At 33.7% G+C, this 14,718-nt stretch carries 17 protein-coding genes and 1 rRNA gene; 11 read left to right on the top strand and 7 right to left on the bottom strand.

Going from position 1 to position 14,718, the window contains the following annotated elements:
• Window positions 1–196: 196 nt before the first annotated feature.
• Window positions 197–904 carry a class I SAM-dependent methyltransferase gene (locus FOL89_RS12250; RefSeq protein WP_144283092.1) on the bottom strand — a complete coding sequence of 236 codons (708 nt, stop codon included), beginning with the start codon at window positions 902–904 and terminating at the stop codon, window positions 197–199.
• Window positions 905–1,039: 135 nt separating this feature from the next.
• Here FOL89_RS12250 and FOL89_RS12245 point away from each other — a divergent pair, with 135 nt between their 5' ends.
• From FOL89_RS12245 to FOL89_RS12220, 7 genes are all read left to right on the top strand, one after another.
• On the top strand, window positions 1,040–2,761 hold the full coding sequence (locus FOL89_RS12245) for a cellulase family glycosylhydrolase (protein WP_144283091.1): 1,722 nt from the start codon (window positions 1,040–1,042) through the stop codon (window positions 2,759–2,761).
• Between the two features lie 42 nt (window positions 2,762–2,803).
• Window positions 2,804–2,968: a DUF5362 family protein gene (locus tag FOL89_RS17815; RefSeq protein ID WP_185146975.1), complete on the top strand. Its 165-nt coding sequence runs from the start codon at window positions 2,804–2,806 to the stop codon at window positions 2,966–2,968.
• 86 nt (window positions 2,969–3,054) lie between these two features.
• Complete coding sequence (bla, locus tag FOL89_RS12240) at window positions 3,055–3,927, top strand: class A beta-lactamase, subclass A2 (RefSeq protein WP_144283090.1); 873 nt, start codon at window positions 3,055–3,057, stop codon at window positions 3,925–3,927.
• 30 nt (window positions 3,928–3,957) lie between these two features.
• Window positions 3,958–4,380: a hypothetical protein gene (locus FOL89_RS12235; protein WP_144283089.1), complete on the top strand. Its 423-nt coding sequence runs from the start codon at window positions 3,958–3,960 to the stop codon at window positions 4,378–4,380.
• Window positions 4,380–5,270, top strand: coding sequence for a 3-hydroxybutyryl-CoA dehydrogenase (locus FOL89_RS12230; RefSeq protein WP_185146980.1), 891 nt, complete (start codon window positions 4,380–4,382; stop codon window positions 5,268–5,270). Before FOL89_RS12235 ends, FOL89_RS12230 begins: the two co-directional genes overlap by 1 nt.
• Before the next feature lie 108 nt (window positions 5,271–5,378).
• A complete protein-coding gene (locus tag FOL89_RS12225) occupies window positions 5,379–6,695 on the top strand; it encodes a hypothetical protein (protein ID WP_144283087.1) in 1,317 nt (438 codons plus the stop codon).
• A gap of 37 nt (window positions 6,696–6,732) precedes the next feature.
• The gene (locus FOL89_RS12220) at window positions 6,733–6,972 is read left to right on the top strand and encodes a hypothetical protein (RefSeq protein ID WP_143884612.1); all 240 of its coding nucleotides are present in this window, start codon (window positions 6,733–6,735) and stop codon (window positions 6,970–6,972) included.
• 47 nt (window positions 6,973–7,019) lie between these two features.
• Here FOL89_RS12220 and FOL89_RS12215 read toward each other — a convergent pair whose 3' ends face one another.
• From FOL89_RS12215 to FOL89_RS12205, 3 genes are all read right to left on the bottom strand, one after another.
• Entirely contained in the window at window positions 7,020–7,430 is a 411-nt protein-coding gene (locus tag FOL89_RS12215; RefSeq protein ID WP_144283086.1) for an META domain-containing protein, read from the bottom strand.
• Window positions 7,431–7,627: 197 nt separating this feature from the next.
• Window positions 7,628–8,452, bottom strand: coding sequence for an RsiV family protein (locus tag FOL89_RS12210; RefSeq protein WP_144283085.1), 825 nt, complete (start codon window positions 8,450–8,452; stop codon window positions 7,628–7,630).
• 76 nt (window positions 8,453–8,528) lie between these two features.
• Window positions 8,529–10,049, bottom strand: a complete 1,521-nt coding sequence (locus FOL89_RS12205; RefSeq protein ID WP_144283084.1) for an NAD(P)H-hydrate dehydratase — start codon at window positions 10,047–10,049, stop codon at window positions 8,529–8,531.
• A 130-nt stretch (window positions 10,050–10,179) separates the two neighbouring features.
• On the opposite strand from FOL89_RS12205, the gene mscL reads away from it, so the two are divergent.
• A complete protein-coding gene (gene mscL / locus FOL89_RS12200; protein WP_144283083.1) occupies window positions 10,180–10,623 on the top strand; it encodes a large conductance mechanosensitive channel protein MscL in 444 nt (147 codons plus the stop codon).
• A 54-nt stretch (window positions 10,624–10,677) separates the two neighbouring features.
• On the opposite strand, the gene FOL89_RS12195 is transcribed toward mscL, so the two are convergent.
• Together FOL89_RS12195 and FOL89_RS12190 are read right to left on the bottom strand one after the other, a co-directional pair.
• Window positions 10,678–11,634: a D-2-hydroxyacid dehydrogenase gene (locus FOL89_RS12195; RefSeq protein WP_144283082.1), complete on the bottom strand. Its 957-nt coding sequence runs from the start codon at window positions 11,632–11,634 to the stop codon at window positions 10,678–10,680.
• A gap of 89 nt (window positions 11,635–11,723) precedes the next feature.
• Window positions 11,724–12,125, bottom strand: a complete 402-nt coding sequence (locus FOL89_RS12190; RefSeq protein ID WP_144283081.1) for an LNS2 domain-containing protein — start codon at window positions 12,123–12,125, stop codon at window positions 11,724–11,726.
• Between the two features lie 238 nt (window positions 12,126–12,363).
• Between FOL89_RS12190 and idi the strand changes: the two genes are divergently transcribed.
• Genes idi through gcvT form a run of 3 tightly spaced genes read left to right on the top strand, consistent with a single transcriptional unit; the run spans window position 12,364 to window position 14,443 of the window.
• Complete coding sequence (idi, locus tag FOL89_RS12185) at window positions 12,364–12,873, top strand: isopentenyl-diphosphate Delta-isomerase (RefSeq protein WP_144283080.1); 510 nt, start codon at window positions 12,364–12,366, stop codon at window positions 12,871–12,873.
• A gap of 6 nt (window positions 12,874–12,879) precedes the next feature.
• On the top strand, window positions 12,880–13,356 hold the full coding sequence (locus FOL89_RS12180; protein ID WP_144283079.1) for a hypothetical protein: 477 nt from the start codon (window positions 12,880–12,882) through the stop codon (window positions 13,354–13,356).
• A gap of 10 nt (window positions 13,357–13,366) precedes the next feature.
• The gene (gene gcvT, locus FOL89_RS12175) at window positions 13,367–14,443 is read left to right on the top strand and encodes a glycine cleavage system aminomethyltransferase GcvT (protein WP_144283078.1); all 1,077 of its coding nucleotides are present in this window, start codon (window positions 13,367–13,369) and stop codon (window positions 14,441–14,443) included.
• 192 nt (window positions 14,444–14,635) lie between these two features.
• On the opposite strand, the gene rrf is transcribed toward gcvT, so the two are convergent.
• Window positions 14,636–14,718: ribosomal RNA gene (rrf, locus tag FOL89_RS12170) — 5S ribosomal RNA — on the bottom strand; the annotation flags it as partial.

The following is a 14,718-nucleotide window of genomic DNA, read 5'->3' as shown; positions in this document are numbered from 1 at the left end:
ATTTTATTGTGATTATGATTAAAAATACAAAAATGATTCCCCGAAGATTATTTTTATAAAAATTTTAATTACAATAAAATCAACGAATTGTATTTCAGATAATTAGGGATTTAATTTATAGTGAATCTAAAATAAAAAAATTATTCAAAAAAGTAATAATAATTAATAATAAGGCGACTAAGTTTAAAACAGTATATTAATTTTTCTTTGTAAGTTTAGCCAGATAAGAATATTCATCCTGCACCACTTTTTCTATTATAAAACCATTATTTTCGACAGCATTTTTTAAAGTATTAAAATCAAGATAAAGCCATTTGATAGGATCTTCCGATTGATCTTTATAATGAACGATATAATCAAGCTCTCCGTAATAGCCTTCTGCAGGAATATAAACTCCGCCATCTTTATCCACATCAAACATATAGATAATGTCTGTGCTGTCAATCAAGATTTGTCCATTTTTATTGAGCAGTGAATGCAGTTTCTGCAGATAAATATCAATTACTTTCAGACTTTGAAAAATTCCGGTTCCATTCATAAGAAGAAGAATAGTATCATATGTCTCTCCCGAAAAATTCAGTATATTCTCCACAACAGCCTGCTTAATTCCTCTCAGCTTACAAACCTCAACTGATTTTGGCGAAATATCTAATGCAGTAACATTTAAGTTTCTTTCGTTTTGAAGATATAATGAATGAGAACCCGCTCCTGCTCCTACATCGAGTACTTTTCCTGAGGATGCTTGTAAAGCTTTTCTTTCGATTATATTCATTGATTTAAAATCTCTGAAGAGATATTCCACCGGAAGCTCATCAAGCTCAGAAATTGAGGTTTCAGTCTGCAGATCTTCAGGATTTTCGTTGTGAAAATAATCCCATATTGCCTGTCCCATTAAATCTTTCATATTTCAATGTATAGTCTGCAAAGATAATAATGTATGAGTTTACTGATTTTAATTTTAAACAAAAAATTTTAAATATATTTGTAATCATCTAAATTCTTAAAAAAGTAACAATCACCCAATTTTAAACAAATTACTATGAAACAGACTATTCTTATATCCGCTTTTTTATTGTCTCAATTTGGGACATCACAAATACTCACTACTCAAAACCAAAAAATAATTGATGATAAAGGAAATAACATTCAGCTTAGAGGACTAGGATTGGGCGGTTGGATGCTGCAGGAAGGCTATATGCTGAAAACAGCAGAGTTTGCTGGTCCACAATATAAAATCAAAGAAAAAATTTCTGAACTTATTGGTGAAGAGGGAATGAAAAAATTTTATAAAGCGTATCTAGATAATGGAATTACTGAAAAAGACATCCAATTTCTGGCTAAAACAGGCTTTAATTCCGTAAGGTTACCCATGCACTACAATCTTTACACGCTGCCAATTGAAAAAGAACCTGTAAAAGGGCAAAATACCTGGATCGAAGAAGGATTTCTAATGACAGATCAGCTTCTTCAATGGTGTAAAGACAATAAAATATATCTTATTCTGGATCTTCATGCCGCTCCGGGTGGACAAGGAAATGATGTCAACATTTCAGATAACGACAAAAGCAAGCCATCACTTTGGAAAAACGAAGAAAACCAGAAAAAAACAATTGCTTTATGGAAAAAATTAGCAGAACGATATAAAGATGAAGCGTGGATCGGAGGCTATGATCTCATCAATGAACCTAATATCAACTTTACCGGTAAAAACCCAAATGGAACTGATGAAATGTCGAATGCTCCGCTTTGGAAACTACAGAAAGAAATTACAGAAGCCATAAGGTCTGTAGACAAAAAACATATCATTTTTCTGGAAGGAAACGGATGGGGAAACAACTATAACGGTCTTACTGAGCTTTGGGACGACAACCTTGTATTCAGCTTTCATAAATACTGGAATAATAATGATGATGCAACTCTGAAATTTATTTTAGATTTAAGAGAAAAATACAATATCCCTGTCTGGCTTGGTGAAACCGGGGAAAACTCAAATGTGTGGTTTACACAGCTTATTGAGCTACTAAATAAACACAACATAGGCTATGCTTTCTGGCCGATGAAAAAAATTGATAATATTGCCGGGATCACCAACGTAAAAATTACTCCAGAGTATCAGAAACTTTTAGATTACTGGAAGAACGGAGGCAAAAAACCAACAAAAGAATTTTCCGAAAAAGCTTTGATGCAAATTGCTGAAAACTACAAATTCAGTAATGTGGAAATAAAGAAAGATGTGATTGATGCGATGTTCAGACAAACCAATGAAAATTTAACAAAACCATTCAAATACCATCAAGCTCCGGGAAAAATATCTGCTGTAGATTATGATCTCGGGAAAATAGGACTCGCTTATGATGATCAAGACTTTATTAATCTTTGGGTGAGTGATCCTGAAAAAAGATCCGAATGGAATTCCGGAAACCAACTAAGAAATGACGGGGTTGATATTTACAAAACCAATAACAATATCTATTATGTAGGCAAGACTGAAAAAGATGAATGGCTTCAATACACCATTCAGTCAAACACAGACAGGAAATATAATATTGCCTTGCAGTATTCTGCCGTAAAAGATTCGGAGATAATCATTGAAGATCACAACGGAAAACAAATAACAATCATAAAATTGCCATCAACAGGAGGATATGAAAACTGGAAAACAACTTCTGCAAAACCAATCAATCTCAGAAAAGGAGAAAATAAAATCAGAATAAGATTTAGAAACGACGGAATTAACTTAAGCTATTTCGAGTTGAACTAAACTCGCATTTCATCATTTGATGAAATTTCATTCTCAAGCAATATGAAAAACGCTCTCAGAAACAACAATCAGTCTGCGCTTACAAATGCATTTGAATATTTAAAGTCTCATTATAAATTCATTGGTATTCTGACTCTGATTTTAATTTCGTTTTACGTTATGCTGTTTATCTGGTTAATGCTGACTACAGTTGGAAGTCACTTCTAATTTTTTTATATTTGATTATCAAAGGGCTGTCTCAAAACACAAATTTATTTGACTTTTGAGACAGTTTCTTTTTTTAAATTAACAAAATGAAAAAAATTAAATTTCTATTTCTGCTCATTTCGACAATTATTTTTGCTCAGCAATCTGTTTTAGATCAAAAAATAAACACGATCATCAAAGATAAAAATGCTACAGTCGGAGTTGCTGTATTGAGCATTGAAGACAATTTCCGATATAATAAAAACGCCAATAAAAAGCTGCCGATGCTCAGTGTTTTTAAGTTTCATATTGCGGCAGCAGTTTTAGACCGGGTAGATCAGGGGAAACTGTCTTTAGATCAGAAAATTTTCATTACAAAAAAAGATTTGCTGGAGGATACGTGGTCGCCCATCCGCGAAAAATTCCCCAACGGAAATATCGAAATGAGTCTTGGTGAAATGATTTATTACACCGTAGCATGGAGTGATAATAATGGTTGTGATATACTTCTAAGATTAATTGGTGGTACGGAAACTGTCCAAAAATTGATGGATTCTAAAGGCGTAAAAAATTTCCGAATCAAGAACAATGAGGAGCAGATGCACAAAGGAATACAATATTTGTACGATAATTATACAACTCCGCATTCTTTGGCTCAACTTTATAAAGATTTTTATCTTGGCAAAATTTTGTCTAAAAAATCAACAGACTATTTATACAATATCATGCTTAATACCGAAACCGGTACCAATAAGCTGAAAGAACAGCTTCCCAAAAAAACAATTGCTCACAAAACAGGTTCATCAGGAAAAACCGGAAATCTGACTGTAGCCGAAAATGATTCGGGAATAGTAACCCTGCCGAATGGCAAGCATTACTCAATAATTGTTTTTATCAGCGATTCTACAGAGCCTGAAGCAGTAAATTGCCAAATGATTTCGGATATTTCAAAAACAGTTTGGGATTATTTTAATAAGTAAAATTTAAAGCTTAATTTTAAAACCATAAAAATGAAGAAAACTTTTTTCATATTAAGCTTAGTCTGTTTTGGGTTTTTCTTTGCTCAGAAAAGCGAAAACTATCTCGAAATCAGCTATAACAGTATCTGCTGCGGAACTCCTTCTACAGAGCCGGTGATGAATTATATCTCCTTATTTCAGAAAAAAAACAAAACAAAACCGTTTGAAATCTTCCGCCAATCGGGTTTGGGGCGTGAAGGTGAGTTTAAATTATTTGTAGGAACAGACCAGCTGAGTCCGAAAATAAAAACAAAATTTACTGCAGGACTGCAAGATGTTGTCAACTCACAAAACAAAACCAATAGCAAAACAAGCAAAGGAAAAGTTGATTTCAGCAGTTCAGAAACTGTAAAAAAAGCTGCTTTATTAAACATTGATAATTTAATTATATATAAAAAAGAACAATCAAAATGATCACAAACATTGTAGTTATCGGAGCAGGAACCATGGGAAATGGTATTGCACATACTTTTGCACAAAGCGGATTTAGTGTAAATCTTGTAGATGTTTCTCAGGACGCTTTAGACAAAGGCTTGAAAACCATTACCACCAATCTCGACAGAATAATTGCAAAGGGAAACCTTACCGAAGAACAAAAGGCAGAAACCTTAGGAAATATCAAGACTTTTACGGAGCTGAAAGATGCCGTAACCCATGCTGATCTTATTGTGGAGGCAGCAACGGAAAATCAGGATCTGAAACTTAAAATCTTCGGTCAGATGGATGATTTAGCTCCGGAAAACTGCATTCTGGCGACCAATACTTCCTCTATTTCTATTACGAAAATCGCTGCCGCTACAAGAAGAGCAGATCAAGTGATCGGAATGCATTTTATGAATCCGGTTCCTATTATGAAACTGGTAGAAATCATCAAAGGCTACTCTACATCCAAAGAAACTTTTGATGCGATCTACACCATGAGCAAAACTTTGGGCAAAGTACCTGTAGAAGTAAACGATTATCCCGGATTTGTTGCCAACAGAATTCTGATGCCGATGATCAACGAATCTATCGAAACTTTATACAACGGTGTTGCCGGAGTTGAGGAAATTGATACGGTAATGAAATTGGGAATGGCTCATCCGATGGGACCACTTCAGTTAGCCGATTTTATCGGTCTTGATGTTTGCCTTGCTATCCTAAATGTAATGTATGACGGTTTCAAAAATCCTAAATACGCTCCGAATCCGCTATTGGTCAACATGGTGATGGCAGGAAAATTAGGTATGAAATCAGGAGAAGGCTTTTATGATTATTCTGAAAGCAAAAAAGCCGAAAAAGTGGCAAAAATGTTTGCAAAATAAAGAAAGGAGTGGGTTTGTGAATCGTTCATAGTTAATTTTTTAATAGCTTAAATTTTAATTCACTTTAAAAAGTGATTGACTTCGCAAAATTCATTCATTTCACATTTCATGAAATTAAAAGAAAAAAATATTCAGATATTATTGGTCATCATCACTGTTTTGATGACCATTTTTCGTTTTCTGCTCAACGAGAAAGGACGTACAAGCCCGGATTCTATCCGTTTTATGCGGTTTGCAAATATTTTCCCAACTATTGATAACACGACAACGCCATTAGGTTATCCTTTAAGTATCAAATTTTTTACTCTGTTTGGGCTTGACGAGTTCTGGAGCAGCAAAATTGTGGGATTGACGGCTTTGGCAGCGATTCTTTTTTTTACTTACAGGAAAAACTTTTTTTTCAGAGAAACACTTGTAGTATGCTCATTATTTAGTTTTGTGTCTATTTTCTCCTTCACCATGAGCGAAGCTTTGATCTTGCCTTTTGTAGTATGGTTTCTATATATTTCATCGCAAATTATTTCAGGAAATTTAGAAAAAGGAAAAGCTGTTTTTTATCTTTCTTTAAGTTTGATTTTACTTTATAACATACGATACAGTGCACTTTTTATCATGGGCGGAACCGGATTATTCGGTTGGGTTTTCCTGAAAAGAAAATATGCTTCCTCATTCATCATTTCCGGAATTACTGGAGGGATTTTTGTAGTTTTATACAAATTCTTTTTCATTGATTATTTTAATGAAAATTATGTAAAAGACTTTCTGGAAATAGGTCTGCATCCCACTTCAAAACTGTTGAAAGAATTATTTTTAGGACTCTGCACCACGTTCAATCCTTTTATTCATATGGCGGATCCTAATGGCGGAATCATTAATTATGGAATTTATGGTTTAGGAGCATTCAATATTCTTTTTATGATCTTTCTTTTCGTTAAAACAAAGCTTAGCGAAACAGAAGTATTTTTTATTTTTATCGGAGTTTTCGGGATTATCTGTTCCTATTTCATTCAATATTTTTACTCCGTAAACGCTATAGATTATCGTTTGCTTGTTACTTTCAGTATGCCTTTATGGTTATTGTATTTCAGAAAAATGTTTCAGATTTCAGGTATGAAAACTTACGCTGCAGGATTTTTGAGTATATGTTCCGGCTTGTTTTTCACACTTCTTTCCCGGGGAAATTATCTTGAAAACAGAAGAGAAATAAAAAATTTTCTGGTAAATGAAAAACTTGATAAAAAACCGATAAAATTTTATCTGGAGACCATGGAAGATCTGGAAAAAATACAGGTTGCCGAGCTGATAAGCACCGTGAATGCTAATATAGAGCTCACTTTTAAGCCGCAGGACACACTTCGTAAAAATACGTTAACAAGGTATAAAGTTTTACAAAAAATTAAGATTGACAAGAACAAATACCAATAATTTTATATATCTTTGATAAAGTTTAAACATTAAAAAAATGAAGTTACCAAAGTTTTTATTAGCAGATAATTCAGACTTTCCTGAAGATTTGTTTGTAGTACACACAGAATATCCAAGATTTATCTTAAACGTTGAAGAAGAGGAAGTAGAATGGCTTGATGATCTTGAAGGAGACGACGAAGAGACGATGGCAGACGAAGCTACTAAAGTAGTGGAAGCAGCATTCAAATGGTGTGACGAAGAGTTGGCTAAGTACGACGAAGAAGAGGAAGACTAAAATTTACTCATAAAAAAAGGAACTCAGCTGAGTTCCTTTTTTATTTATTATTCTGACTTATTGAATTTCAACAGCAGAAGATTATCCTGATACAATTCCAATGTATTTCCAGAAACAACATATTTATTGGCTTTCTGAAGCATATCCAAGAAATTCCTTTCAACAGACATATTATCGCACGCCATTTTCGTAGAACCTACGCCTGAAGTTTCAAACTTCCCCGAAATGGTATCCATCATCACTCCGCCGAAAAAACGGTTACAACCGGAATTTCCGTTGATCTTGGCTCCTTCAATATGCAAAGTTGGAGACTGTCCTCTCACATTATCTGCTAAAGTCCACTTTGTATTGGCAATCGAAGGCTGCTCTTTTCCAACTTTTGCTGAAGATGTATTTTTCATTGTTCCGCAAGATGCCAAAACGGCAAATGTACATATCCCTAAAAAAAGATTTTTCATTGTATACTTTTTTATTATTTCATGCCAGTTCGGCTTTATCACTCGAAAAAACGGTTTGTTCTTTTTGATAAGAGCCAAATTTACGCAATTTAAGTTGATTTATTTATACTGAATATCCATTCATTTCTGATAAAAATATTGAGTATGTTTGAATTTTAATTAAAGAATTATATGTTTTCAGTCAATAAAAAAAACAATTATTTTTTAATTCTACTCTCAAATTGAGGGTTTATCGTACCTTTCAATTCTTCCCATGAAACCGGGATCACAATATCACCTGCCGCATAAGCAGTAATTTCATAAGGACTGTAATGAAAATACAGACTTTTATCGTCAAAATAAAAATTATCATTAGCAGGAATAGTATCTACTAAAAGCATATCCGAATTTTTTACCGTCTCTTGCCCGGAAGTAGTTCCGCTTGGTATTTTATCAATATTTTTCTTTAAAAGTTCTTCCAGCTTTGCCTTTTCTATATTGGTAATATCTTTCAGCTGAAGCTTTTTGTTATTTTTCAGATCAAAAACTCTTTCAGAAAAACCATAATTTCCATGGGCGCCACCTTCGTATGAGCTGAACAGATATTCAATCTGAAGAAAATCTTCGGAAAGAGATTTTAGTTTCATATAAGAGCCTGTTTCCCAAGTCTGAGGATTGGTTAAATTTCTCATCCAGCCTGAATCTTTATTTTTTACTGATGAAAAATAATCCTGTCTGTCTTTTTCGAGAAATGTCTTTAACCCTTCTTTGGAAAAATCGGTAATTCCATCTTTATAGTAGTAAATACTGTCTAGAAGCGCTTTGTCTTTTACAGATGGAAAAACCAGCATTTTGGCTTCGTAATTTAGAGATAGCTTCTCATTTATTTTTGCGGAATCTTTTACTGAAACCGAATCAACAACAAATTGATGATCTTTAGTTTCCATCTGAACTGCATTTTCTGTATTTTCAGAATTGTTTTTTTTGCAGGCAGTAAAAAGAAATACTGTAGAGAGTGCTGCAAAAGCAATTGTTTTTTTCATATATAAATTATTTTTTGAGAGTAAATACAAAAATCATTCATCTTTTATTCACTTAGTAAAATTTCATACATCATCATTACCTTCCGAAGAAAAGTTTTCTTCTGTTAAGATTCAGAAAAACATTTCCCAATTCATCAATCACGTCACTTGGCTGCATCGATTCTTTGGAATACCTTTCAGCAGCAAAATCTGCACTTTTACCGTGAAGCCAGACTCCTAAAACAGACGCTTCTTCAGAAGAATATTTTTGAGCCAAAAGTGAAGTAATGATTCCTGTAAGTATATCTCCGCTTCCGCCTTTTGCCAGACCAGAATTTCCGGTAATATTATAATAAACTTTTCCTTCAGGAGTAATAATCTGGGTGTGATGATCTTTTAATACAATAATAATATCCAGTTCATTAGCTTTTATTTTAGCTAAGCTCAATCTTTCAAATGAATTTTCTGTTGTTCCGAATAGTCTTTCAAATTCTTTCGGGTGCGGTGTGATGATTGATTTTTTCGGAATCAAATCTAAACGATGTTTTTCTTGTGAAAGAATATTCAAAGCATCTGCGTCCAATACCAATGGAGAATGATAATTTTCAAGAAATTTTAGCAGAGATTTTTCCGTACTATCTTCAGTTCCCAAGCCCGGACCAATTCCGTAAACGGTATTTTCCTGTATTTCAATGTGGGAAATAACTTTTTCTCCGCCATTGATAAACATGACTTCCGGACAGCTTGTCTGCAATATTTCGTAACCGCAATCCGGAGCCAAAACAAATGTAAGACCTGAACCTGTCTTTAATGCTGATTTTACAGCCAAAACAACGGCTCCTATTTTACCATAACTTCCCCCTGCAATAACGGATTTGCCATAAGTTCCTTTATGCGAAAAATCATCTCTTGGTTTGAATATTTCTGTGACCAATGTATCATCTATCACAAAATCATCAGTTTGAGCGGTTTCTATGAATTTTGAGCTTAGTTTTATATCCAACACAACTACTTTTCCGGCATAAATTCCATTTTCAGGATGTAAAAAAGATTTTTTCCAGCTTTGAAATGTTAGTGTGACATCCGCTCTAAAGATAACATCATCCTTGCTGTTGATTTTATCTGCAAACATTCCCGACGGAATGTCTATTGATATTTTAGGGTTATTCTTTTTGTTTAAATTTTCAATCAGCTTTTGATTTCTGCCATCCAGCTTTCTTGATAAACCGATTCCGAAAAGCGCATCAATAATAATGGTTTGTTCATCAGATCTTAATTTTTCGATTTCATCAAAATCTTTTAAAGAAATCCCTGAAATTTCTTTTAGTCTTTTAAAATTGACCAATGCGTCTGTAGAGAAATTTTGATCTTGCTGGTCAAAAAAAACATCTACGTCAAAACCTCTCAAATAAAGAAGTCTGGCAATTGCGAAGCCATCACCGCCATTGTTGCCGTTACCGCAGCAAACATAGAACTTTGTGTAGTGCTTTACGTTTTGTTCCACCCATTCCACACAGCTTAATGCAGCTCTCTCCATCAGATTGACTGATGAAATGGGTTCATTTTCTATCGTAAACTGATCTGCTAATCTTATTTTTTCTTTAGGAAGAATTTTCACGCGATTCGATTTTAATAAATTTAATCATAAATATTAAAGACGACTAAATTCTTAATGCAAAAAAATACCCAAACAACATTATATTATTATTTTAATTGATAATTTTGTTTAAACAACTAAAAAAACAATTATGGGATTTGTAAAAGAATTTAAAGAATTTGCTGTTAAAGGAAATGCATTTGATCTTGCAGTAGGGGTAATTATTGGTGGTGCATTTGGAAAAATCGTAACCAGCGTTATTGATGATTTGATTATGCCTGTTGTTGCAGCAGTAGCCGGAAAGCCAGATTTCAGCAGTATTTATTTTGCTATGGGTAAAGGTGCTGAAAATATACCTGCAGGATCTACGCTAGCAAAAGCAAAAGAAATTGCTCCTGAAGCAGCCATCTTTGCTTATGGGAATTTTATTACTGTAGCAATCAATTTTCTGCTTCTTGCACTTGTTGTTTTTTTACTTGTAAGAACAATCAATAAAATGAGAAAAACTGAAGCAGAAACACCGGCGGCTCCGGCTGCTCCTACTACCACAGAACAATTGTTATCTGAAATTCGTGATGAATTGAAGAAAAAATAATATTGACGAAAAAAAAGATCCGCTATAATTTTTTAATTATGGCGGATCTTTTTATTACATTTGAAAAATACTCGAAATCTGATCGGCTAAAGAAAGTCCGATCCTATCCTGGGCCTCAAGTGTTGAAGCACCTGTATGAGGAGTCACAGAAATTTTCGGATGAGAAATGATTTGTTTGGAAGGTGTAGGTTCGTTAATGAAAACATCCAGTCCTGCAAATCTTACTTTTCCTGAATCTAATGCCTCTAATAGAGCCTTTTCATCAATCACCCCACCTCTTGAGCAATTGATAATCGCAACACCATTTTTCATTATTTCAAATTCCTCCTTAGAAATCATATAACCGTTTTTCTGGGCCGGAACATGAAGAGTTATAAAATCCGCATGCTTCAATACATCTTGTAACGGTTCTGTTTCAATGTCTACATTAATGTACTGATTATTATAAAAAGTTACTTTTATGCTGGCTTTTCCGATCATATTATCTGCAGCAATCACTCTCATACCCAATCCTAATGCTATTTTTGCTACTTCCTGACCGATTCTTCCCATTCCAACAATACCGATAGTTTTTCCTTTCAGCTCAATTCCTGCAGCATAGTTTTTTTTGAGTGAAGCAAATTCTGTATCTCCTACCAAAGGCATTTTTCTGTTAGAATCCTGTAAGAATCTTGCTCCAGAAAACAAATGTGCAAAAACAAGTTCAGCTACCGATTCTGAAGATGCCGCAGGCGTATTGATGACATGAATTCCTTTCTCTCTTGCGTAATCTACATCAATATTATCCATTCCTACTCCACCGCGTCCAATTATTTCCAAAGAAGGACAGTTATCTATAATATCTTTTTTTACCTGAGTGGCGCTTCTTACCAAAAGAGTACGGATCTTATGGTCATTAATGTAATTTAAAAGAGACTCCTGTGGAACTTTTTGGGTGATCACTTCAAATCCTTTTTCCGTTAATGCATCAATTCCTGACTGATCTAAACCGTCATTTGCCAAAACTTTCATAAATAAATATCTTGTTTAAAAGTTGAAAGATTTAAAAAATTAATATAAAGGATATTCTTTACCTATAACTTTTAAATCTTTTAATTTGTTTAATCTTTAAAAACCTCTATGGTAACTTGCTTTTCAACCAAATCGGTAAATTTACCTTTATATCTTGTTGCTCTCACAAGGTGATTATCAATCCAGTGATAGTTTCCGCCTCGAGGCTTTCCGCACAAAACACTGTGATATTTAAACCCATGCTTATCAAGCCAGTCAATAGTTATTTGCTTTAAATTTTCTGTACGTGAAGTAAAAAAACAAATTTGATGACCTTCGTCATACCATTTGTTAATCGTTTCAAGAGCATCATGGTATGGTTCACAGGTTACCATTCTTTCCGGCTCTTCGTTGGGAACATCATCCGTAATTGTTCCGTCTATATCAATAAGATAATTTTTAATTCCGTCTTTCAGAATGGGACTGATGTGCTCAATATATTCTAATTCCATCGCTGTAATTTTAAAGTGCAAAGTTACGTTTTATGTTTCAAACAACTTTATCAATTGTTGTTTATGTTAAAAATTTAACCTAAAAAGTGATTAAAAGAGGACAATGGTGAATATTTTATTACATATTTCATAATTAAGCTTATATTTTTTATGATTATAAAAGATGATATTTTCATAAATAGTAAAAAAACTAAACATTTATTTTACAAAATCATGTATTAAGCCTAAATTTGTAGGAATGGAAGAGTTGGTAGTATTAGTAAATCCACAAGATGAAGTTTTAGGTCTCATGGAAAAACAGCAGGCACATATCAATGGTTTGCTTCACCGTGCATTTTCGGTATTCTTATTTAACGAAAAAGGTGAAATGCTTTTACAGAAACGTGCGACCGGGAAATATCACTCCCCTTTAAGATGGACAAATGCTGTATGTTCGCATCCGAGATTTGGAGAAACCTACCTTGAGGGTGCAAAGAGAAGACTTAAGGAAGAATTGGGGATTGATGCTGATATTTCAGAAAAATTTCATTTTATTTACAAAGCCAATGTTGGAGATGGATTGTGGGAACATGAACTAGATCACGTATTTACCGGAATTTATTGTGATGATTTTAATCTTAACGAAGCAGAAGTAGAAGAAGTACGGTACATTTCATTAGAAAATTTAGACAAAGAAATTTCAGAAAACCCTGATCTTTTCACGGAATGGTTTAAAATCATCCTCCAAGAATATAAATATCATTTTTAAAAACACATGAAAAAATTATTTTTATTATTCACTTTTTTATACAGCATTGCTTCATTTTCACAAAAAATAAAAACTGAGCTTTACGAAAGTGAAAACTATTCCATAGAAACTCCTGATACATGGAAACTGACTAATGATGAGGGAATTATAAATATTTTTCCTACAAGTCAGATTGGAGCAATTACTATTTCTGAATATCATGATCTGGATTTGCCAAAAACAGAAGTGAAAAAATTTATTCTCGCATTGTATCAATCTGGAGATGATGAAAGAACAGTAAAAAATACAGGTAATAAAAAAGGTTACACAGAATATCTGTATGAATATTTAGACGAAAAAGAAAAAATATTCTGGGTCACAAAAGTATTTCAAAAAAACAAGGAGCTTTACCTTATAACCATCAATTGCCAGCATAAACACTGGAACGGAAATTATATGAAGCTTTTTAACGAAGCTTTTGAAAGTTTTAAAATAAAAAAATAAATATCTACATATGAAAAAAACAGCTTTATATGATAAGCACGTTTCTTTGGGAGCGAAAATAGTACCTTTTGCAGGTTTTGAAATGCCTGTACAATATTCTGGAGTAACAGAAGAACACTTTGCCGTAAGAGAAAAAGCAGGATTATTTGACGTTTCCCACATGGGACAGTTTTTTATTGAAGGAGCTGGTGCAAAAGATCTTTTGCAGTATGTAACCACCAATAATGTAAACGCTCTTGAGAATGGAAAAGCTCAATATTCTTGTCTTCCGAACGAGAACGGAGGTATTGTGGATGATCTTATCGTTTACAAAATGGATGATGAAAAATATTTCGTTGTAGTAAACGCTTCCAATATTGATAAAGATTGGGATCACATTTCAAAATACAATACTTTTGGTGCTGTCATGACAAATGCTTCGGACGAAATGTCTCTGTTGGCAGTTCAGGGACCGAAAGCAACTGAAATTTTACAGAAATTAACTGAAACAAATCTTTCTGAAATTCCATATTATAACTTTACTGTTGGTTCTGTTGCCGGTGTAAATGATGTAATTATCTCAAACACAGGCTACACAGGAAGCGGCGGTTTTGAAATTTATTTTAAAAACGAATCTGCAGAAAAACTATGGGACGCTATTATAGAAGCAGGATCTGAAGAGGGAATTATTCCATGCGGATTAGCTGCAAGAGATACTTTAAGGCTTGAAAAAGGATTTTGTCTATATGGAAACGATATTGATGACACAACTTCTCCAATTGAAGCAGGATTAGGATGGATTACTAAATTTGACAAAGATTTTATATCAAAAGAAACTTTTGCAAAACAAAAAGAAGAAGGAATAAACAGAAAATTGGTAGGTTTTGAGCTAACTGAGAAAGGTGTTCCAAGACACGATTATTCCGTTGTAGATGCAGAAGGAAACGTAATAGGAAAAGTGACTTCCGGTACACAATCTCCGATGAAAAAGATCGGTTTAGGAATCGCTTATGTTGATAAACCTCACTTCAAAATAGGCTCTGAAATATTCATTCAGGTAAGAAATAAAAGTATTCCGGCAAAAGTAGTTAAGATGCCTTTTGTTTAAGAATTTTATCCCTCAACAAAAAACCGCTTTATTGTAAAGCGGTTTTTTGTTATTTTAATTGAGATGAGTTCTGCTTAATGAGTTGTGACTTGATGATGAATTGATGATGAGTTGGAGTATTTTTTGAATGAGGAGCCAAAAAAGTAAGGGCATAAAAAAACCTCATACATTATTGTATGAGGTTTGTAAAAAAACTGGCGGCGACCTACTCTCCCGCTTTCGCAGTACCATCGGCGCTGGTGGGCTTAACTTCTGTGTTCGGAATGGGAACAGGT

This window comes from Chryseobacterium echinoideorum, assembly GCF_007474535.1.
In the GTDB taxonomy this organism is placed as follows: Bacteria; Bacteroidota; Bacteroidia; order Flavobacteriales; family Weeksellaceae; genus Chryseobacterium; species Chryseobacterium echinoideorum.
This window is presented reverse-complemented; position numbering and strand designations above follow the sequence as displayed.

Bases quoted from the DNA above. Each gene is read 5' to 3' on its own strand.
- FOL89_RS12250 (WP_144283092.1), bottom strand. From the start codon at position 904: ATGAAAGATTTAATGGGACAGGCAATATGGGATTATTTTCACAACGAA.
- FOL89_RS12245 (WP_144283091.1), top strand. From the start codon at position 1,040: ATGAAACAGACTATTCTTATATCCGCTTTTTTATTGTCTCAATTTGGG.
- FOL89_RS17815 (WP_185146975.1), top strand. From the start codon at position 2,804: ATGAAAAACGCTCTCAGAAACAACAATCAGTCTGCGCTTACAAATGCA.
- bla (WP_144283090.1), top strand. From the start codon at position 3,055: ATGAAAAAAATTAAATTTCTATTTCTGCTCATTTCGACAATTATTTTT.
- FOL89_RS12235 (WP_144283089.1), top strand. From the start codon at position 3,958: ATGAAGAAAACTTTTTTCATATTAAGCTTAGTCTGTTTTGGGTTTTTC.
- FOL89_RS12225 (WP_144283087.1), top strand. From the start codon at position 5,379: ATGAAATTAAAAGAAAAAAATATTCAGATATTATTGGTCATCATCACT.
- FOL89_RS12220 (WP_143884612.1), top strand. From the start codon at position 6,733: ATGAAGTTACCAAAGTTTTTATTAGCAGATAATTCAGACTTTCCTGAA.
- FOL89_RS12215 (WP_144283086.1), bottom strand. From the start codon at position 7,430: ATGAAAAATCTTTTTTTAGGGATATGTACATTTGCCGTTTTGGCATCT.
- FOL89_RS12210 (WP_144283085.1), bottom strand. From the start codon at position 8,452: ATGAAAAAAACAATTGCTTTTGCAGCACTCTCTACAGTATTTCTTTTT.
- mscL (WP_144283083.1), top strand. From the start codon at position 10,180: ATGGGATTTGTAAAAGAATTTAAAGAATTTGCTGTTAAAGGAAATGCA.
- FOL89_RS12195 (WP_144283082.1), bottom strand. From the start codon at position 11,634: ATGAAAGTTTTGGCAAATGACGGTTTAGATCAGTCAGGAATTGATGCA.
- FOL89_RS12190 (WP_144283081.1), bottom strand. From the start codon at position 12,125: ATGGAATTAGAATATATTGAGCACATCAGTCCCATTCTGAAAGACGGA.
- idi (WP_144283080.1), top strand. From the start codon at position 12,364: ATGGAAGAGTTGGTAGTATTAGTAAATCCACAAGATGAAGTTTTAGGT.
- FOL89_RS12180 (WP_144283079.1), top strand. From the start codon at position 12,880: ATGAAAAAATTATTTTTATTATTCACTTTTTTATACAGCATTGCTTCA.
- gcvT (WP_144283078.1), top strand. From the start codon at position 13,367: ATGAAAAAAACAGCTTTATATGATAAGCACGTTTCTTTGGGAGCGAAA.